General features: G+C 29.8%; 18 protein-coding genes. 11 read left to right on the top strand and 7 right to left on the bottom strand.

The genetic code is table 11. The annotated features are described in order from the left end of the window. Positions 1 to 293: 293 nt before the first annotated feature. From K324_RS0112230 to K324_RS0112215, 6 genes are all read right to left on the bottom strand, one after another. Positions 294 to 2,261 carry a P-loop NTPase fold protein gene (locus tag K324_RS0112230; protein ID WP_026749384.1) on the bottom strand — a complete coding sequence of 656 codons (1,968 nt, stop codon included), beginning with the start codon at positions 2,259 to 2,261 and terminating at the stop codon, positions 294 to 296. A 71-nt stretch (positions 2,262 to 2,332) separates the two neighbouring features. After that, on the bottom strand, positions 2,333 to 3,157 hold the full coding sequence (locus K324_RS14925) for a permuted SH3 domain-containing protein (RefSeq protein ID WP_231370722.1): 825 nt from the start codon (positions 3,155 to 3,157) through the stop codon (positions 2,333 to 2,335). Between the two features lie 12 nt (positions 3,158 to 3,169). Further along, on the bottom strand, positions 3,170 to 3,544 hold the full coding sequence (locus K324_RS16445; protein ID WP_232051227.1) for an efflux RND transporter periplasmic adaptor subunit: 375 nt from the start codon (positions 3,542 to 3,544) through the stop codon (positions 3,170 to 3,172). Positions 3,545 to 3,624: 80 nt separating this feature from the next. Further along, the gene (locus tag K324_RS16640) at positions 3,625 to 3,702 is read right to left on the bottom strand and encodes a hypothetical protein (protein ID WP_408610828.1); all 78 of its coding nucleotides are present in this window, start codon (positions 3,700 to 3,702) and stop codon (positions 3,625 to 3,627) included. A gap of 11 nt (positions 3,703 to 3,713) precedes the next feature. Next, a complete protein-coding gene (locus tag K324_RS0112220) occupies positions 3,714 to 4,154 on the bottom strand; it encodes a transposase family protein (protein ID WP_036095767.1) in 441 nt (146 codons plus the stop codon). Between the two features lie 363 nt (positions 4,155 to 4,517). Next, positions 4,518 to 5,375 carry a YitT family protein gene (locus tag K324_RS0112215; RefSeq protein WP_026749382.1) on the bottom strand — a complete coding sequence of 286 codons (858 nt, stop codon included), beginning with the start codon at positions 5,373 to 5,375 and terminating at the stop codon, positions 4,518 to 4,520. A gap of 453 nt (positions 5,376 to 5,828) precedes the next feature. Here K324_RS0112215 and K324_RS0112210 point away from each other — a divergent pair, with 453 nt between their 5' ends. The 9 genes from K324_RS0112210 (at position 5,829) to queA (ending at position 17,240) form a co-directional block, all read left to right on the top strand. Beyond that, entirely contained in the window at positions 5,829 to 6,452 is a 624-nt protein-coding gene (locus K324_RS0112210) for an MliC family protein (protein WP_026749381.1), read from the top strand. A 158-nt stretch (positions 6,453 to 6,610) separates the two neighbouring features. Then, entirely contained in the window at positions 6,611 to 9,079 is a 2,469-nt protein-coding gene (locus K324_RS0112205) for a helicase C-terminal domain-containing protein (protein WP_026749380.1), read from the top strand. 64 nt (positions 9,080 to 9,143) lie between these two features. After that, entirely contained in the window at positions 9,144 to 11,198 is a 2,055-nt protein-coding gene (locus tag K324_RS0112200) for an HD family phosphohydrolase (RefSeq protein WP_026749379.1), read from the top strand. 21 nt (positions 11,199 to 11,219) lie between these two features. Next, positions 11,220 to 11,681, top strand: a complete 462-nt coding sequence (gene ybeY, locus K324_RS0112195; RefSeq protein ID WP_084533652.1) for an rRNA maturation RNase YbeY — start codon at positions 11,220 to 11,222, stop codon at positions 11,679 to 11,681. 39 nt (positions 11,682 to 11,720) lie between these two features. Next, a complete protein-coding gene (locus K324_RS0112190; protein ID WP_026749377.1) occupies positions 11,721 to 12,557 on the top strand; it encodes a diacylglycerol kinase in 837 nt (278 codons plus the stop codon). A 194-nt stretch (positions 12,558 to 12,751) separates the two neighbouring features. Further along, positions 12,752 to 13,834 carry a peptide chain release factor 1 gene (prfA, locus tag K324_RS0112185; RefSeq protein WP_026749376.1) on the top strand — a complete coding sequence of 361 codons (1,083 nt, stop codon included), beginning with the start codon at positions 12,752 to 12,754 and terminating at the stop codon, positions 13,832 to 13,834. Then, the gene (prmC, locus tag K324_RS0112180; protein WP_026749375.1) at positions 13,827 to 14,993 is read left to right on the top strand and encodes a peptide chain release factor N(5)-glutamine methyltransferase; all 1,167 of its coding nucleotides are present in this window, start codon (positions 13,827 to 13,829) and stop codon (positions 14,991 to 14,993) included. The genes prfA and prmC overlap by 8 nt, the downstream gene beginning before the upstream one ends. Positions 14,994 to 15,035: 42 nt before the next feature. After that, positions 15,036 to 16,118, top strand: a complete 1,083-nt coding sequence (locus tag K324_RS0112175; protein ID WP_026749374.1) for a hypothetical protein — start codon at positions 15,036 to 15,038, stop codon at positions 16,116 to 16,118. Positions 16,119 to 16,217: 99 nt separating this feature from the next. Continuing rightward, the gene (gene queA / locus K324_RS0112170; RefSeq protein ID WP_026749373.1) at positions 16,218 to 17,240 is read left to right on the top strand and encodes a tRNA preQ1(34) S-adenosylmethionine ribosyltransferase-isomerase QueA; all 1,023 of its coding nucleotides are present in this window, start codon (positions 16,218 to 16,220) and stop codon (positions 17,238 to 17,240) included. A gap of 176 nt (positions 17,241 to 17,416) precedes the next feature. Here queA and K324_RS0112165 read toward each other — a convergent pair whose 3' ends face one another. After that, positions 17,417 to 17,782 carry a hypothetical protein gene (locus K324_RS0112165; RefSeq protein WP_026749372.1) on the bottom strand — a complete coding sequence of 122 codons (366 nt, stop codon included), beginning with the start codon at positions 17,780 to 17,782 and terminating at the stop codon, positions 17,417 to 17,419. 262 nt (positions 17,783 to 18,044) lie between these two features. Between K324_RS0112165 and K324_RS0112160 the strand changes: the two genes are divergently transcribed. Together K324_RS0112160 and K324_RS0112155 are read left to right on the top strand one after the other, a co-directional pair. After that, entirely contained in the window at positions 18,045 to 19,097 is a 1,053-nt protein-coding gene (locus K324_RS0112160) for a TFIIB-type zinc ribbon-containing protein (RefSeq protein WP_026749371.1), read from the top strand. Between the two features lie 31 nt (positions 19,098 to 19,128). Next, positions 19,129 to 19,815: a PspA/IM30 family protein gene (locus K324_RS0112155; protein WP_026749370.1), complete on the top strand. Its 687-nt coding sequence runs from the start codon at positions 19,129 to 19,131 to the stop codon at positions 19,813 to 19,815. Position 19,816 lies beyond the last annotated feature (1 nt).

Raw genomic sequence — 19,816 nt, 5'->3', positions numbered from 1 at the left:
AAGACTAACCAGTATCTACTGCCCTGTATTTAAGGAACATCTTGCCAGAAAACGTTCTCAAGGTAAACATTTTAATGTTGCCATATCTCACGTTGTTAAAAAATTAGTCAGAGTTATTTACCATTTACAAACTAAAAACGAACTTTTTAAAAATATCATTAATTAATCATTTGAATAATTTAAATTATTAAATTATCTATTTTGTTATGCAAAAATTTACATAAATTCTTCAAAAAAAATTTTTTGTTTTTTTTTGAAAAAAAAACTTGACATTATATAGTTAGTCTTTTTTATTATCTTGTGTTAGATATTTTGGCTTCAAACATTGAATAAATATAAGAATTCGATAAATTCTCCCTATTCATACAAATTTTTTTCTTTATCTCCTTCATAACATTGTACACACCTATTTGACTCTCATCTTTAACATTTTCATTTATGGTTTTTTCATTTATAACCTCTTTTTTTATTTCTTTCCAAAAATTTGGATACAATAATTCTATAATATCAAAAATAATAGATATGTCTTCATAAACTTCATTTTTTATTTTATAATTCCTTATTCTTTTAATAAGCCTTTCTATATTTCTTAAATTTTTATTTTTTTCTTCTACCCTTATTTGATCAGTATTTTCTTCATCTACTTTCTTTACTTCATTATTTAAAAACTCTTCAAACTCTATTATTTTACTAATAGTTTCTTTTTTCAATTTATTCTCTTTTCCAAAAAAAGAAATTTTATCAAGAACGCTTGGATTTTTTAAATAAAACACTTTCTCAAAATATTTTTCAAGATAGTCACTATCCTTTAACTCTAATATTCCTTTTAATTTTTCATGTGAAGAAATAGTTATAATAGTAATTTCATTATTTAATTCCAAATTTAATTCACCTACAAACCCCAGAAACTCACGTACTATTTTTTTCTCATCTATTCTATCTACATCATCTAAAATTAGAATTATTTTTTTATTTATCATTCTTAATTCTTCTGAGAGGTTTGAAATCATATTTGTATAATCTATTTCTTGAAAATTAAATATTATACCTTTAAATTCCACATTAAAATATTTTGACAATTCTATCACAGAAGTTGAAAATATTTTATTTTTTAAAAATACTCTTCTTATTTCTGATAGAATTTTTTTTCTAAATTCAACCTTTGTATTAAAATACGGAGTTTTTATATATATAAACTCATATTCTGAATTATATTTACTCATAAACTTTCTTATAAAAAATGTTTTACCATTTCCCCATTCGTCACTTACTAAAATAGATTTTCGTTCATTTCTTATTTCTTTATTTAATTGTTTTAAATATTCTTCTCTACCTCTTATAAGTTTATTCCTTTTTTCTATAATAGTAATTTTATTACTATTAGGAACTATATTTAAAAGGACTTTTTGAGGTATTTTACCGAAAAAATTATCTATTATAAGTTCTCTACCTTTTTTTAATTTATTTTTTATTTCTTTACTTAAAACTCCCAACTCTAAATCCTTTGATAAAAATAAATACTCATACTCCTCCATTTCAATTACCCCATACAAATATTTTTTCCGTTCTTTATTGTCAATCATTCTTTTTATAATTATTTTATCTTTTCGATTGATATTATTTTCTAATTTATCATTTTTACCTAATCTTTGATATTCTAATTCACTATTTTTATATAAATTGGACCTTTCTGTTTGGACATAAAGATATAAAAAGGCAATAGATGCTAACCCATGTATAAAAATTTCTATATATTTAAATATATTTTCATTCTCATTTTTACATTTTCCAAAATTATAGTTTGGAAACTTAATCAAGTAGAGATTTAAAAAAATATTTACAAAACTTACTACTACTATGGGAATTAAAAATAATTTTCCTATCCCTTTTATATGTTTCATTTTACATATTTCAGATACAATCATATAGATATACATTGAATAAAATAATATTAATATACTATAATAAATTTTACAATGATACTCTTTTAATATTCCAATAACAAATTGGAAAAATATTACACTTATTAAAAATAAAATTACTTTTTCTATTTTTATATTTTTAGTTCTAAATCCTTCTAATTGAAATAAAGTTGGAGATAAAAATACAAAAAGGTACACTATATTTTCAGCTTGTTTCCTAATATGCACTCCTGAGTGAAAATTTAGAGCTGTTAAAACAAAAAAATTTACCATTAACCAATATATTATTTTTTTTAAATTATTATTATCATCAAATGATAATTTTTTATTTTTTCCCATTTTTCCTCCACTTATCAATATATTTAGTAATGATATCTAACTATTTTGAATAGTTAAATCTTTGAAAATTTTTATTTTCCTTTCTTCAATCGTATAATTTCTATTTCATCTTTTTCAATTTCTTCTTTCTTTTTCGCTGTTTCAACTTCTAATTTTTTTAATTTTTTCTTTCTTGCCAGTTCTTCATCTTCCAAACTTCTTCTTTTTACAATAACATTATTTTGTAATTTATCATCTGGATTTACAATAATTTCCTGACCTTTATCTATTCCTATACCGTAAATCTCAACTTTTTCACCATTATTTATACCTGTGTAAACTTCTTTTTCTGTAACTTTATTATCTTTATCTATAAAATAAATATAGGTTTTTATAATATTATTAATTTTCCTCTTTACAACAGCTTTTAATGGAACAGTTAAAATATTTTCTTTCTTTTGATAAAAGATTCGGATATTAAGAGGCTCATTTAAAATAATATCTTTAAAGGAATTTGTCAATAATTCCAAAGTTTTAAGATTTTCAACATTTGTATCATTAATTTTATATAATACAGCTGAAAAAGTTTTAAAATTATCTGAATTATCCGCCTTTTTTTCTTTATCATTTTGTGTTAAATTTAAGGATTTTACTTGAGCAGAATTTCCAATATTTACATATTCAAGTTTTTTTGTTTCAATTGGCTCTGTTACAATTTTTAAGTTATCGTCCCTAACTAATATTAAAACAGGAGTAGAAATATTTGTTGTTCCACCTTTTACTACATTAATTTTTACAATATATCCATCTGCTGGACTAAAAATAACTCTTTGAACAAGTTTACTATCTTCAAACATTTTTTTCACATCAGTTTCCAAACTTGCTATTTCTCCAGATAATTTTTGTATTTGATCCATTACTTGCATTCCTTATTTATATTGTTCACGCAAATATCTCAATTGAGATTTTTTTACAGCAAGTTCAGCATTACGGATATTTAATTGATTGATAAGGTCTTGATTTTGATAATCACTAAACCTTATAATAACATCTCCTTTTTTTACTTTATCTCCTTGTTTGAAATAAATATTATCAACACCCATATCAATATCAAGTCCGATATTAATTAAATCTTTAGCTTGTACAGTACCTTTAGTATCTACAAAAAGTTCTATATTTTCTCTTTTTATAGCCTCAACAATGTATTTTTCATTTATTCTAGGAGTACAAAATTTTATCATTATTAAAGATAGAAAAACAAAACAAAGAGGCAAAAACCATATTAATTCATTTCTTTTTCTCATAATTCAATTATTCCTTTCGCTTTTTAGAATCAATGAATTTTTAATGATTTCCGTCAAAATATGAAACTTCATTCAAGTCATCAGAACAGCCTGAAGTCATGAACGCTCCCGTGCGAAAACGAGACGTTGAGTATACTTAAATCCTTTTCGTCTGCCACTATCTGAGCCTTTATAGTATGTTTTTTCCTTTTTCCTGAATAATATTTCCGCTGTTTTTTTTAGGACGCTCAATTTCACATTCCGTAGCATCAACCAGCACGACTTCTATCTCAGTGTCCCTGACAAGTTCCCTTTTTTTGGGCAAAGAAAACTCCTCGCTTTTTATCAAGATGTTTTCAACCCATTTAACGCACTCACAGATGGTACTTTTTGCAACACCATATTCAAAGGCAATATTTTCCATAGTTCTATAGTCACGATAGTATGAAAGTATAATTACAAGCCTGTCAAGAACAGACAGTTTTGGCGGATGTCCGCCTCTTAAATGTTCAATTCTGTATGCTTCATTCAAAAGTTTCAGCATTTTGTCAAAGGTATTTTTTTTAATGCCAAAAATTTTCTGATAGTTTTCTTCTTTAAGTTTTTTTATTTTTTCAACATTATTTATCATTTTCATCACCAGTATTATTATACCCTGATATTGGTCTTTATACAAGGTTGTCGAACAGGTCTATTATAAATTTCCGAGATTTTAATTTTTCAGTAAAAGACAATTTGTTTGAGCTTTTCTATTTCATTTAAATTAATAATAACTTTATGAGATTAAAATAACTTTTGTTAAAAGCGAGTTTTGTCTTTTGCTGTAAAATTGAAATTCGAGAGCGGGGATGCAAGGGCATGGCGTTTGATGCCCTTGCGTTAAAAAAACTGCTATTAAATAAAATAAGAAAAAACATTTATTAACCAAAAAGGTCTAGAAATATAAAATAAAAAAATTGTAATTGGCTTTCTCTTTTTTTGTAAAATTTAAAAATTAATGTAATTGATCGAAACCTTCTCCAAAAACTTTTGTCGTGTCAGTTACTGTTACAAAGGAAGTTGGATCATGGGTTTTTAGGAATTTTCTTAACTGAATAAACTGCCTTCTTTCGATAATCGTGAGTAAAATGTCCTTTTCAGCACCAGAATAACCTCCAACTCCTTTAAGTACGGTGCATCCTCTGTCAAAATCCTTTAAAATGTAGTTTAGCACGATGTCCTTGTTTGATGTGATAATCATAATCTGCTTACGTGAATTAAATCCTTCAATAAACTTGTCAATGATAAATCCAGTTACATAGACACTTAAAAGTCCCACAAGCCCCAGTTCGACTCCAAAGGCGAAAATTGCCAGAAGAGTAACAATTGCATCTACAATGAAACTTGACATTCCGTAGCTGATGTGGCAATATTTTGTAAGGATTCTCGCAATGATTGAAGTGCCGCCAGTCGAGGCTTCGTACAAATAAATAATCGTTACTCCCAAAGCACACAATGCACTTCCAAAAATTGTGGCTAAAATTAAGTCGTGAGTAAGGGCATAATTGGGATAAAATTTTTCAAAAAATGAAAGAAAGATTGATAAAAGCACCGTAGCATAAATGCTTTTTAAGCCAAATTGCCCGCTGATTACGATAAATGCAAGTGCAAACAGGATAAAATTGCTAACTGCGACAAATAACCCTGTTGAAATGTGAAAAATGCTGTTTACAACAAGTGCCAGCCCTGTTACTCCTCCACTTGCTATTTTATTCTGGAAAAAGAAAAAATGTAATCCAAATGCCAGAATAAAAGTTCCCAGTCCAATTAAAAAATAGTCCTTAATCAATGTGAAAATTGTTTTTTTTCTCATAAAAATGTCCTTTATAAAAAATTTACGTTAATTTAGGATAACGTATGATCCCTTTTGTATAGAATTATACATGATATTACTTTTTTTTTCCTTTAATTATTGGATGGATTTTGAAAATATTTTTGGCTTTGGAATACGATGTGTTATTTTTGGTTATTAAATACTGGATTTGGAGGTTCTGAAAAAATAAAATCATAGAATTTAAAGATTAAATTTTACTAAAAAATATGAGAAAAATTTTTTATTAAATAATTGAAATTAAAATTAAAGTGTGATATACTAATACCGAAATTTTAGAAGAGATTTATAAAATTTCAAAAGTGTAATTGTTATAGCCAAATTGTTTTAAAAAATGAATAAAGTTTGGGCTATTACTCAAACAGGATTTATGTGTTTCATTTTTAGGAGTTTGAGCATATAATAAAATAAATTGAAGAAAAGAGAGTGGATGTTATGAAATCAACAAAAAGAATGGTTTTAACAACTTTAGTTGGAGTTTTGGCTCTTAGTTCTATTGGTTTTTCAGCAGCGAGAGCAAAATCTTCAAAAAAAGCATCAAATTTGACAAGAAAATTCAGCTGTAGCAGCAGAAATGTAACAGTACAGAATCTTTCAACAGACAGAGTAAAAGTGACAGATGAAAATGGAAAAGTTTACAATCTGAAATTAACAAAATCTGGTAGTGGAGAAGAGTACACAGGTGGAGGAGTTTCAATTCACATAAAGGGAAATGATGCAGTATTCACAAAGAGTGGAAGTGATGAAAGCTGCTATATGACAGGAAATGGTAACTCAAGCAGCAGCAACCAAAGTTCCAGTAATCATTTGCTAAGAAAATACAGCTGTGATGGAAATCAAGATGTAACAGTTGAAAATCTTTCAACAGATAAAGTAAAACTGGCTGACGGTTATGGTGGAATCTACACTTTAAATTCAGCGACTTCCGGTAGTGGAGAAAAATATTCAAATGGAAATATTTCAATCCACATGAAAGGTAATGACGCTATCTATACAGAAAATGGAAAAGATAAAAGTTGTAGCCTTCAAAACTCAGGGCATGGTTCAATTAACGAATAAAACCTGAAAAATTAAAATTAACAATTAAAAAAAACTAATTTAAAAAGCTGTTTATATAATTTTATGAATTATATCAAATGGCTTTTTTCTATATTTTTTTAAAAGAAAAGTTGAAAAAAAGCCTATTATATAGTAAAATCTTTATTATAGGAGGAAAGATGAAAGTTGCTGAATTTATTAGTGCGGGGACAATGGAAAAAATGCGTCTGGAAATCAGTGAATCTGGTGGAAATGAAGTGTTTTTTCGGGGGATTCCTGATGGGGAAGGGATTGTTGCAGATGTAGAAGTGATAGCACGGGGAAATTCTGGCTCTGTTGCCGCATTATTAAATATGATGAGAAAAAATGAGGTTATAATACATAATCATCCGTCTGGAGTGCTGATTCCATCAGATGAGGATGTGAATATTTCCAGCATGTATGGGGAAGTTGGAGGAGCTTCGTACATTGTGAATAATGCTGTGGATGATATTTATGTGATTGTGCCGCTAAAGGAATTTATAAAAATAGATATAGATGAATATTTTGGGGAGAATGGGGTTATTCATAGGAATTTTGGCAAGTTTGAGGTACGGAAAGAACAGTATGAGATGGCAAAATTCATTGAAAATAGCATGAATGAGAATAAGAAGCTGATAGTTGAGGCTGGGACTGGGACTGGAAAGACGATTGCTTATTTACTGCCTACGTTACTTTATGCCATTGAAAATAATCTGAAAGTGATAGTTTCCACAAATACAATTAACTTGCAGGAACAGCTTATTAATAAGGATATTCCACTTTTAAGGAAAATTATTGATGAGGATTTTAATTATCAGATTGTAAAGGGGCGAGGGAATTATCTTTGCAAGAGAAAACTTTATAATATCGATGTTACGGAGAAGGAAACAGACACGGAAGAGGAAAAAACTGAAAAAAACATTATAAGAAATCTTATTGACTGGGATAAAAATGTTACGAGAACAGGTGACAGGAATGAGCTGAAATATGAGATTTCAAACAGTATGTGGGAAAAAGTAAACAGTGAAGCTGATATGTGCAAAGGTGTGAAATGTCCGTATTATTCAAAATGCCACTTTTTTAACGCAAGAAAAAATGTTGCAGATGCTACACTTCTTATTGTAAACCATCATATGTTTTTTGCCGATTTAGCAATTAGGAATCAAACAGGATTTTATACAAATTATTCGATTTTGCCGAATTATGATATTGTCGTTTTTGATGAGGCTCACAATATCGAAGATACAGCTCGAAATTATTTTACTTTTGAAACGTCAAAAATATCGTTTGGACGGCTTATGGGGCATATTTATAATAAACGTGTGGTAAATTCCAGCAATGGTGGGGCTATTGTAAGGGTGATGACTTATCTGAATGAAAGTCTTTCAAGTGAAGAATATGAGAAAGTCGATGAATTAAAGGAAGATGTTATTGCAGAATTGAACACGTTTTATGACAAGGGAATAGATATTTTTGATAAATTAATTTATCTTTTTTCGGAAAATAATGACAACAGGGAAATCAAGATAAAGATTGATAAGCAGAAAATGCGAAGTAATAAGGCTTTTCGTGAAGTTATGGAAATTAATAGTCAGTTTAAGGAAAGTTATGGAAATCTAGTTATAAAAATTAATAAATTTTTGAATAAAGTGAATAATTATAATCTTGAAGATAAAGAGGGATTTTTATTTGAATTTTCGAGATATTATGAAAGACTGAAGCAGTATTACAAGAAGTTTGAGTTTATTCTGGAGGGAAAAGAGGAAGGCTATGTTTACTGGGCTAATGTTACTACAGTCCGTCCAAATGTGAAATTATATGCGACGCCTTTTGATATTTCGGATGAACTGAATGATAACTTGTTTACGAAAATGGACAGGATGATTTTTACTTCGGCGACACTTGCTGTTGACAATAGGTTTGACTATTATAAAAAAAGCATTGGGCTTATGAAGGAAAATCGCAGGAAAATAGACGAAAGAATTGTAAAATCGCCATTTGATTATGAAAGACAGATGAAAGTCTATATTCCAGAAGATGCGCTTGATCCGACAAATGTTGAATTTCTGCGGGATTTGGAAGAATTTATTGAAGGCGTGATAAAAAGTACAAAAGGACATTGTTTTTTATTATTTACTTCATATAGTGCCTTGAACTTTTTGTACAATCAGTTAAAATCACATTTTTCAGAAAAGGAATATACGCTTATAAAGCAAAATGACTTTCCACGTCACGAAATGATAGAAATATTTAAAAATTCTAAAAATCCGATATTGTTTGGGACAGACAGCTTTTGGGAAGGTGTCGATGTGCAGGGAGAACAGCTGAAATCAGTAATTATTACAAAATTGCCGTTTAAAGTGCCAAATGATCCTGTAACGGAGGCAATCATTGAAAATATTAGAAAAAATGGGCAAAACCCGTTTAATGATTATCAGGTTCCGCAAGCTGTGATTAAATTTAAGCAGGGAGTTGGCAGGCTTATTAGAAGCAAGACGGACAGCGGAAATATTGTTATCCTTGATAACAGAATAATAAAAAAAATGTATGGAAAGAAATTTTTGACGGCTTTGCCACGAAATAAGGTGGTGGAAAGTAAAAATGATATTTTAAAAAGGATGAAGTAAAAAAATTTAGAATATGGTAAAAATAAAAAGGGAGTTTTATAAAATTCAGGAAAGGAAAGGGAAAATGAGAGTAAATATACGAGGGCGGGAATTTGTTTTTGAAGTAAAGGAAAAAAAGTCTAAAAGCAATGGAACACAGTATAGTGGCAAAAACAGATTTATGTTCAGGTTTATTGTTTTAATGATAACATTTATGATATTTGGTATAATTATCGAAATGTCAAGGCTGAATGTGAATTATGTTGTTGGAAGCATTGCAAAATCGGATATTGTGGCGTATAAGAATGTATCTTATTTTGTGGATATTCTGGATGACAGTATTGAAGAAAAAATAACGAAGACGACACAGCCTGAATTTGATAAAATAAAGGATGTAAACAAGCAAACTGTAATTTCACTTAATAAATTTTTACGTGATATACGAAATATGAAACCGTTTGATGATGCGACAATTAGCAGATACATAAAGGAAAATGAGTATACATTTACGATTGATGACATTAAGGAAATAGCGAGAAGGACAGAAAATGTCGAATATTCTATAAATTTAATGGACATAATATCAGAAATTTACAGCAACGGAATTTATAAAATGGAAAATTTATCCAAAATAATCCGAAAAAAAGATATAAAGGCAGATACCATTGATATGAAAGTCCTGCAAAATTTTATAAAGCCCAACCTTGTTATAAATGAGGCGGCTACAAAGAAAAAAATCGCAGATAATATGATGTCGTTGCGAGATAAGGAAATCAAGATTTACAAAGGGGATATTATTGTAAAAAAAGGTGAAATCATTGATTCTGATACATTTTTGAAGCTGGAAAAATTGAATCTCGTAAGAAATGGGGATAAGTTTAGAAAAACTGTTGGACTTGCTACCACTTTTTCGTTACTTATGACATTAATTTATTATTTGCTGCGAAAAAATGCAAGAAAAGTTATGGAATCAAAGGCATTTTATCCAACACTCATTACAATAATATTTGTAAATACGATTTATATTTTGTTTTTGAACAATGAATTTTTTATTTATTTGCTTCCATTTGCAATGCTTCCAATTATATCAACAATCTTGGGAAACAGGGCATATGCAATTATAATGACATTTTCAAATATGATTGTCCTATCACGGGAAGAATCGTGGCTTCTAGTTACAATAGCGGTTTCGCTAGTTGCAGTTTACAAAGCTGCAAATCTTGTGAGCAGAAGTGATATTGTGAAATTGAGTTTCTTTTTGGGAATATTTCAGGCTCTGCTGTCATTCAGCTATGGGCTGGTTAATCAGTCAAGTTTTGGATTGATGATGTTAATGATAGTATTTTCAGTATTTTCAGGAATTCTGACTGGAATGCTGTCACTTGCGGTATTACCATATTTTGAAGATTACTTTGAAATTTTAACAACAATGAAATTGCTTGAATTAAGTGATTTTTCACATACACTGCTTAAACAGCTGCTTATGAAAGCACCGGGAACTTTTCATCACAGCATAATGGTTGGAGCGTTGGCGGAAGGAGCGGCTGAAAGCATAGGGGCAAATGCCACATTTGCAAGAATAGCCTCATATTACCACGATATAGGGAAAATGAAGCGGCCAGAATTTTTTGTGGAAAATCAGCAAAATGGAGACAATCCGCATAACAAGATAAGACCATCGTTAAGTGCATTAATACTGACTTCACACACAAAAGACGGCTACATTATGGGAAAAGAAAACAAATTGCCAAAAGAGATTCTGGATGTAATACTGGAACATCACGGAACAACCTTGACACAATATTTTTACTATAAAGCGTTGGAAAGTGGAGAAGAAGTTGTAGAAAGTAATTTCAGATACAGCGGGCCTAAGCCTAGAACAAAGGAATCAGGAATAATTCTACTGGCGGACACGGTGGAGGCGGCTACAAGAACTCTTGAAAATAAAAGTAAGGAAGGAATCGAAAACTTTATTCGTTATTTAGTAAAATCAAAAATGGACGATAAACAGTTGAGTGATTCTGACTTGACTCTGGGAGAAATAGAAAAGGTGGTGCAATCCTTTATAAATACATTACAGGGAGTTTATCACGAAAGAATAAAATATCCGAAAATGGATGAAAAAATGAAAAAAAATTAAAACTTAAAATTGGAGAAAATTATGCTGGATATTGATATAACTTATGATATTGAACAAATTGACAATTTTTTTGATGAAGAAAAAATAAAGGAATTTGTCAGTTACATTTTAAAAGATGAATACAAAAAAGAATTTGATAAAAATGAATATTATTTATCATTATTAATCACAACAAACGCACAAATTCAGGAAATAAATCGTGAATACCGTCAAAAAAATGCTCCAACCGACGTAATTTCCTTCGCCTACAATGAAACCGAAAACTTTGGAGCAGTAAATATGTTAGGCGATATTGTAATTTCGATCGAGCGTGTAAAAGAGCAATCTAGTGAATACGGACATTCTGACGAGCGGGAATTTTATTATGTTTTGTGTCACGGGATGTTGCATTTATTGGGATATGATCATATTGAAGAGGAAGATAAAGTTGTTATGAGAAGAAGAGAAGAAAAAATTTTGAGTAAATTTAATTATAACAGATAATTAAAAGTTGTTTACTTAAGTTGTTTAAAAATCATTGAAATGCAGAAAGGAGTAAAAATTTTGAAAGAAAAAAATAAAAAAGAGAAAAAATCAATATTTTGGTTATTTCATAGGAAAGATAGATATAATTGGGATATAAAGAAGGAAAGGGCAAGGGACAAAAGGCTTGTAGACAGTTTTAATTTTGCAATTGAGGGGATGATTTCGGCATTGCAGAATGAAAAGCATATGAAGGTTCATATACTTGCGGCAATTATTATTGTGATTTTGGCAATTGTAATAAATGCGAGCAAAGTGGAAATTCTTATAATTTCGTTGTCTGTGTCTTTTGTAATAATTACGGAACTTATAAATACAGCGGTTGAGGCACTTGTGGATTTGATTTCTCCAGAAAGACATCCGCTTGCAAAACTGGCTAAGGATGTGGCGGCTGGAGCAGTTCTGATTGCTGCGATAAATGCACTTTGTGTGGGATATTTGCTTTTTTATGATAAATTGCTGGATATTTTTGATGGTACGAATAAATTGCATATTATAGCAGGACGAAAAGGTAATATTTCGATTTTGATATTGATTCTGGTTGGAATTTTAGTAATTGTCCTAAAATCATTTTTTCAAAAGGGGACACCACTTGAAGGTGGAATGCCGAGTGGACATAGTGCAATAGCTTTTGCGGCTTTTGGAATACTGCTTTTTATGACACCTGATATAAGAATATTGATTTTAGGATTCTTTATGGCGGGACTTGTAGCACAGAGCCGTGTTAAATCTGGGATTCATAGCATAAGGGAAGTTCTGGCAGGTGGACTGCTTGGATTTTCAGTTGCATTTATTATATTATTTGTGATGTTGCAATTTGGGATTTTGTATAATTAAAAATTGAAAAAAGTTAAAAAATATGTTACAATGTTTAGTGGTAAAAGTTATTTAGTTGTATTGATTTTACTGAAAAAATTGTAAAAAGTCAGTAAAAATACTGTAAAAAGTTCAAAGGTTAAATAATGATATTCAAATGTAAAAATATGAATGATTTAAATAAAATAGAAAATTTAGGAGTTGAAAAATAAATTATGTTTCAAAAATTAGACGATGTTGTCTTAAAGCATAAGGAACTTACAGAAATGCTTATGGATCCTGAAGTTGTTTCAGATCCAAAGAAAATTATGGAGTACAATAAGGCTTTAAACAGTATTGATGAAGTTGTTCAAAAATATACATATTACAAAAATCGTAAAGAGGAAATGGAAAGCCTGAAGGAAGATTTAAAAGCTGAAAAAGATGCAGAAATGAAGGAAATGATGCTTGAGGAGATTCATTCAATTGAAGAAGAAATCCCACAGCTTGAAGAAGAATTAAAAATACTCTTACTTCCAAAAGATCCTAACGATGATAAAAATGTTATTATGGAAATCCGTGCAGGAGCAGGTGGAGATGAAGCGGCATTATTTGCAGCTGATATTTTCAGAATGTTTACAAGATATGCAGAAAGAAACCGTTGGAAAACTGAAGTCATTGACAAAAGTGAAATTGGGGTTGGGGGATTGAAGGAAGTAACATTTTTAATTAAAGGGCACGGTGCTTATTCAAGATTGAAATTTGAAAGCGGAGTTCACCGTGTACAAAGGGTGCCGGCTACTGAGTCTTCTGGAAGGGTTCACACGTCTACAATTACAGTTGCGGTACTTCCCGAAATAGATGATGTAAGTGAAGTTGAAATTAATCCAAGTGACTTAAAGATTGACACATATAGATCAAGTGGTGCGGGTGGACAACACGTAAATACTACTGATTCTGCCGTAAGAATTACTCACTTGCCAACTGGACTTGTGGTAACTTCACAAGATGGACGTTCACAAATAAAAAATAAGGAAGCTGCAATGAAAGTATTGGCTTCTAAACTGTATGAAATGGAATATGAAAAACAAAGAAGTGCAGTTGAAAATGAAAGACGTTCGCAAGTTGGAAGTGGAGATAGATCTGAAAAAATTAGAACTTATAACTTTCCACAAGGAAGGGTTACGGATCACAGGATTAAATTGACGCTTCATAGGCTGGATGGCGTTTTGGATGGAGATTTAGATGAAATGATAGATGCCCTAATTGCCTATGAACAGGCGGAATTATTGAAAGAAGTTGGAAATAGCAATGAATAATTTGCTGGATATTTTAAATAAATCGGTTAATTATTTGGAAAAAAAAAATATAAAAAATGCCAAATTGAAAGCTGAAAGTGTAATTTCGGAAGTAATGGGAATGGAAAGAATAATGCTTTATGCTGAATTTGAGCGTATGTTATCAGAAGATGAGTTGAAAAAAATTAGAGAAAAACTAAATGATGTGATAAACAATAATAAAAAAATATCTGACAATAATGATTTTGAAAATATGGAAAAATCTGAAAAGCAGTTAAAATTACTGCTTGATAAAAGTATTTTGTATCTTGAAAAAAATAGTATTGCTGAAAGTAAATTAATTGCTGAAATTGTATTTTCACATGTTTTAGATGTGGATAGAATGATGCTTTTTACAAGGTATAAAGATGAAATTGAAGATGAAAAAATTGAAAGAATCAGATATTTTATTCAAAAAATTGGACGTGAAAAATTTCCAGTTCAGTATTTGCTGAATGAGCAGGAATTTTATGGAAGAAAATTTTACGTTGACAAGGGAGTTTTAATTCCACGTCAGGATACAGAAGTTTTGGTTGAAAAAATGATTGGTATTTTAAAAAATAACATTCTAAAAAATAAAAATTTTGAAAAAAATTCAAAAATTCATCCCAAAATACTTGATATTGGCGTTGGAAGTGGTATAATAGGAATAACAGCCGCATTGGAAATAGAAGATTCCTATGTATTAGGCGTGGATATTTCTGAAAAGGCACTTGAAACTGCTGAAAAAAATAAACAACTTTTGAAAGTTTCAAATATAAAATTTTTAAAATCAAACTTATTTGAAAATGTTGAATTTAAGCAGTTTGATATGATAGTGTCAAATCCACCATATATTTCCCTTAATGAAGCTGGTATTATGTCAGATGACACTTTATTACATGAGCCAAGTGAAGCACTTTTTGCAGAAAATGACGGATTATATTTCTATTATGAGATTTGTCAGAAGGCAGCCGATTATTTAGCTGATTTTGGATATTTGTTATTTGAGATTGGATATAGGCAGGGGAAAAATATTGCTAAGATTATGACAAGCTCAGGTTTTAAAAATGTGGAAGTTATAAAGGATTTAGCTGGATTGGATAGAGTTGTCGTGGGACAGAAAATTATAAATAAAATTGAAGATAAACAAATAGATTAAATAATCAAAATTATTTAATTGAAAAAGAATGGAGATGAGTTAATGATTAGTGATAGGAGAATCTTTAAAAAGACAGGAGCATTATTATTAGGATTAACATATTCAATAATATCATTTGGAAGTGAAAGCATTAGGGAGGTAGTATCGGCATCAGAAAATATTGAATCTATAAATACACCAAAGCCTGAACCAAAAATAGTAGCTTCAACAAGAACAAATGTCAGTAATTCTCAATTGGAAAAATTGATTAAGGATCAATATAACAATAAAAGCATTGACTTAAATGTAAATACAAGTTTAAAAAATATGCGTGATAGCGGAAGTTATGAGCGTCCGAACATAAACACCTATACAGCGAACAGAAAAACACAGCAGGGAACTCCTGATATGAGATTATCAAAAGAGCAGCTGCTGGCTGTAGCTGAAAGAATTTTCCAAAATGAAACAGGTGGAGTTAGAAATAATTTGGTTGACTGGAATGATGGAGAAAACTTCCCGTCGCTTGGAATAGGACATTTTACCTGGTTTAAAGCAAGTGGTGGAAGAAGAGGGTTTGGAGATAGCTTACCTGATATGGTTGCTTATTATAGACAGCAAGGAATTCAGTTACCAAAATTACTTTCTGAATTTAGATATTCACCTTGGAGCAGCAAGTCAGAATTAATGGCTAAAAAAGCTAATGGTGATAAGGATATTCAGGAATTAATCGCATTTTTTGATAATACAAGAGATGTTCAGGTAATGTTCATTTATGAAAGATTAAAAGGTTCACTTGATAAAATGCTTGAAGCGTCTTCAAATAAGGAAAACTTAAGAAATCAGTTTGACAGAATGGTAAATACTCCTAATGGACTTTATGCGTTGATTGATTATGTAAACTTTAAAGGTGAAGGATTAAAGGGTGTTTCTTCATATAACAATATAGCTTGGGGATTAAGACAAGTGCTTGAAAATATGAAAGGAACGGCAGTAGGACAAAGTGCATTAGTGGAATTTAGCAACTCTGCCAAGGATGTGTTGGCAAGACGTGTAAGAAATGCTCCAAGAAACGAGAGAAGATGGCTACAAGGTTGGTATAACAGGGTAGACACCTATAAAACTTTTGAAATTGGAAGGGCATATTAATAAAATAATAAATGTGGCAGGGAATTTAATAATTCCCTGTTTCCTTTAAAATGAAGAAAAATAAAAAAAGAGAATATAAAAATAGGAGAAATAAATTAAATGAAAATTTCAGATTTTGATTTTGAACTACCTGAGGAGCTGATAGCACAGCATGCTGTAAATCCGAGAGATCATTCAAAATTGTTAGTATTAAATAAAAAAGAAAAAACACTGGAACATAAAAAATTTTATAATATTATAGATTATTTAAAAAAAGATGATATTCTTGTAATTAATCGTACAAAAGTTATTCCTGCAAGACTGTTTGGGCATAAGGAAAATGGGGTTGTATTAGAATGTTTCCTTTTAAAAAGATACGATATGTATACATGGGAAGTTTTGTTAAAGCCTGCAAAAAAATTGAAAATTGGACAGAAACTTATATTTCTGGAAGAGGTTTTGGAGGCAGAACTTTTGGAAATCAAGGAAGATGGGAACAGAATTATAAAATTCAGTTTTGAAGGTAGATTTGAGGAAATTTTGGATAAATTGGGAGAAATGCCTCTTCCTCCATATATTATGGAAAAATTGGAGGATAAAAACCGATACCAGACTGTTTACGCTAAAGAGGGGGAATCTGTAGCCGCACCGACTGCGGGACTTCATTTTACAAATGAACTTCTGGAAAAAATTCGTGAAAAGGGAGTTATTATTGCAGAAGTATTTCTGGATGTGGGACTTGGGACATTTCGTCCAGTGCAGGTAGAAAATGTGCTGGATCATAAAATGCACAGCGAAAAATATCGAATCCCTGAAGAAACAGCTAAAATTATTAATGAAGCAAAAGAAAAAGGAAATCGAGTAATTGCGGTAGGAACGACATCAGTGAGAACATTGGAATCTTCTGTTGATGAAAATGGTAAATTAATAGCCTCTGAAGGGGATACAAATATCTTTATTTATGGAGATTATAATTTTAAAATTGTTGATGCAATAATTACAAATTTTCATTTGCCAAAATCTACTTTAATTATGTTAATTTCATCGTTTGGTGGTAAGGAGTTTGTTTTTGAGGCTTATAAGAAAGCTATTGAAGAAAAATATAGATTTTATAGTTTTGGAGATTCGATGTTTATTTATTAAAGTATTAATTCTGATAAAAAATAAAAAATTGTTTCATAAAATTTACAGATCTAAATTAATGAAACAATTTAATTTAATTAAAGTTATTGGTTAAGTAGAATTAAATTACTAAAATTATAAACTATTAAATGTTATGTTAAAATACTAAAATAATAATTACAACTTATAACTTATAACTAAAATCTAACCATGTATATGTTATAACCGTACTTAGCTTTTGCAGTTTTGACTATTTCATCAGATGAATTAGTTATATCACTTGCTCCTAAGCTTTTTAATCTTTGATACATTGAGTAATCTCTTACATATATTGTTTGACCTTTTATGTTATTTAGTATAGATTTGATATCATTAAGTATATCTTGTGACAATCCTGAAGTTGACATGTATTTAGTAAATCCATTACCATTAGGTACATACATTGCATTTTTTGAATCAGGGCTCTTAATTACATCAGAAGAACTCGCAGATGATTTAGATATACCTGCTAACCCAATAACTGCAGAAAATAAAAATATAGCTAAAAATTTAAATTTTTTCATGATAAACTCCTCCTTAAAATAAACATTTAATAAGTCTAATTTTAGATATATAATGAATTTTTAATTAACATAAATTATATTGTTTACCTTTCAATAGAAGTGTACCATACAAAATAGCTAAATACAATACAATTTTTGATTTATTTCGACTTTTTACATTTTTTTATGGTATAATATAAAGTAATGAAAAAATAATTTTTTAATATTGTTTAGGAAAAATTTAAATAAAAAATGGTGCTGTTTAAATAAGGAAGTGGTTACTATGAAAAGTGATGATTTTAGATGTGAAAATTGTGGTGGGATGATGAGATTTGATCCAAAGTCTGGGAATTTAAAGTGTGAAAATTGTGGAACAGAAGAAGAATTACCAAAGATTTTTACTAATAAAAGACACGGTATAGATAATTATGAAAAAAGATTGAAAAATAAGATAATAGAAGGAAAGACAATTGTAGAGTGTAATTCCTGCGGGGCTACAATTGAAATGGATGCTTTTGAAACTTCCCAAACGTGTCCTTATTGTGGTTCAAATATTGTGTTAAGTGAAAAGGCAGTATCTGTACTGGAACCAGATGGAATGAAGCCTTTTCTTGTTGATAAAAAAGAGGTTGGGCAGCTTTTTTCAGAATGGATAAAAAGAAGATGGTTTGCTCCAAATGTTTTAAAGACTTTGTATCAAAGTGGAAAAGTGACTGGGATGTATCTTCCTTACTGGGCTTTTGACACTGATGCAGATAGTGATTATACTGCTGAAGGAGGTATTGACAGAACAGAAACTTATGAAGAAGATGGAAAAATAAAAACAAGAATAGTTACAGACTGGTATTTTGTAAGAGGAAATGTTCAAAATGAATTTCAGAATGTAATAATGCGAGCCTCCAGAACATTAAAGGACGGCCTTATAAAAAGTCTGGGTGGATTTAATGTGGAAGATACGATAGATTTTTCATCTGGATATTTGTCGGGATATAATTCTGAAATTTTTAAGATACCTATGAGGCAAGGATATGAAGAATCTAAGCTAATAATGGAAAATAGAATTTATAATACTATTAGTTCGGATGTGTTAAGGAGATATGATAGGGTAAGAAATATAAGATTTAATGTTTATTGGAGCAATGAATACTATAGACTTTTATTACTGCCTGTATACTCAATGTCTTATTCTTTTAACGGAAAATCCTATCAAGTTATTGTAAACGGAGAAAGCGGAATAATAGTGGGAGAATATCCGAAATCTGCAGTTAAGATAGCATTTGCAGTTATAGTGGCAATAATTGTAGCTGCGGCAATAATTTATTATTTATATAAATAAAATTTAATAAAATAATTAGGAGGAATTGAAAATGGCTAGTATTTTAGGAAGATTTAAAGCAATAATGGCATCTAATATTAATGCGTTATTAGACAAAATGGAGGATCCTGAAAAAATGATAGATCAGTATTTACGGGATATGGAAAGGGATCTGGGAAGTGTAAAGGCTGAAACAGTTGCTATAATGGCACAGGAAAGTGCAGCAAAAAGAAAAGTTACAGAATGTGAAGATGAAATCAATAAAATGGAAAACTATGCGAAAAAGGCTTTGCAGGCTGGAAATGAAGCTGATGCAAGAATGTTTTTGGAAAAGAAGGAATCTATTAAGATAAAATTGGAATCTTTGGAAAAAGAAAAAATGATTGCGGTTGAAAATTCTTTGAAAATGCGAGAAATGCACGATAAACTTACATCAGATATACAAAAACTTAATGCAAAAAGAAACGAAATAAAAGCAAAAATAAAAATGGCGAAATCTGCACAAAAAATCAATACAATGACTTCTTCTACTGGAATAAGTGGAAAAATGGATTCATTTAATTCTATTGAAGAAAAAGTTGATAGAATGCTGGATGAAGCAAATGCATCAATGGAACTTAATTCACCTAAAAAAGATGAAGTGGATGATCTTATGAAAAAATATGATAGTGGAGAGTCAGAAAGTTCATCAGCAGTTGATGCTGAAATAGAAAGATTGAAAAAGGAAATGGGATTATAAA

The sequence above is a fragment of the Leptotrichia trevisanii DSM 22070 genome (assembly GCF_000482505.1).
Lineage (GTDB): Bacteria > Fusobacteriota > Fusobacteriia > Fusobacteriales > Leptotrichiaceae > Leptotrichia > Leptotrichia trevisanii.
Note: the sequence above shows the minus strand (reverse complement) of the source record. Positions and strands in the feature narration are given on the sequence as shown.

What these genes read in the sequence shown, in the direction of transcription:
- K324_RS0112215 (WP_026749382.1), bottom strand. Translation starts at nt 5,375, where the DNA reads ATGAGAAAAAAAACAATTTTCACATTGATTAAGGACTATTTTTTAATT.
- K324_RS14925 (WP_231370722.1), bottom strand. Translation starts at nt 3,157, where the DNA reads ATGGATCAAATACAAAAATTATCTGGAGAAATAGCAAGTTTGGAAACT.
- K324_RS0112230 (WP_026749384.1), bottom strand. Translation starts at nt 2,261, where the DNA reads ATGGGAAAAAATAAAAAATTATCATTTGATGATAATAATAATTTAAAA.
- K324_RS0112220 (WP_036095767.1), bottom strand. Translation starts at nt 4,154, where the DNA reads ATGATAAATAATGTTGAAAAAATAAAAAAACTTAAAGAAGAAAACTAT.
- prfA (WP_026749376.1), top strand. Translation starts at nt 12,752, where the DNA reads ATGTTTCAAAAATTAGACGATGTTGTCTTAAAGCATAAGGAACTTACA.
- K324_RS0112200 (WP_026749379.1), top strand. Translation starts at nt 9,144, where the DNA reads ATGAGAGTAAATATACGAGGGCGGGAATTTGTTTTTGAAGTAAAGGAA.
- K324_RS0112155 (WP_026749370.1), top strand. Translation starts at nt 19,129, where the DNA reads ATGGCTAGTATTTTAGGAAGATTTAAAGCAATAATGGCATCTAATATT.
- K324_RS0112160 (WP_026749371.1), top strand. Translation starts at nt 18,045, where the DNA reads ATGAAAAGTGATGATTTTAGATGTGAAAATTGTGGTGGGATGATGAGA.
- prmC (WP_026749375.1), top strand. Translation starts at nt 13,827, where the DNA reads ATGAATAATTTGCTGGATATTTTAAATAAATCGGTTAATTATTTGGAA.
- K324_RS0112165 (WP_026749372.1), bottom strand. Translation starts at nt 17,782, where the DNA reads ATGAAAAAATTTAAATTTTTAGCTATATTTTTATTTTCTGCAGTTATT.
- K324_RS16445 (WP_232051227.1), bottom strand. Translation starts at nt 3,544, where the DNA reads ATGAGAAAAAGAAATGAATTAATATGGTTTTTGCCTCTTTGTTTTGTT.
- queA (WP_026749373.1), top strand. Translation starts at nt 16,218, where the DNA reads ATGAAAATTTCAGATTTTGATTTTGAACTACCTGAGGAGCTGATAGCA.
- K324_RS0112190 (WP_026749377.1), top strand. Translation starts at nt 11,721, where the DNA reads ATGCAGAAAGGAGTAAAAATTTTGAAAGAAAAAAATAAAAAAGAGAAA.
- ybeY (WP_084533652.1), top strand. Translation starts at nt 11,220, where the DNA reads ATGCTGGATATTGATATAACTTATGATATTGAACAAATTGACAATTTT.
- K324_RS0112175 (WP_026749374.1), top strand. Translation starts at nt 15,036, where the DNA reads ATGATTAGTGATAGGAGAATCTTTAAAAAGACAGGAGCATTATTATTA.
- K324_RS0112210 (WP_026749381.1), top strand. Translation starts at nt 5,829, where the DNA reads ATGAAATCAACAAAAAGAATGGTTTTAACAACTTTAGTTGGAGTTTTG.
- K324_RS0112205 (WP_026749380.1), top strand. Translation starts at nt 6,611, where the DNA reads ATGAAAGTTGCTGAATTTATTAGTGCGGGGACAATGGAAAAAATGCGT.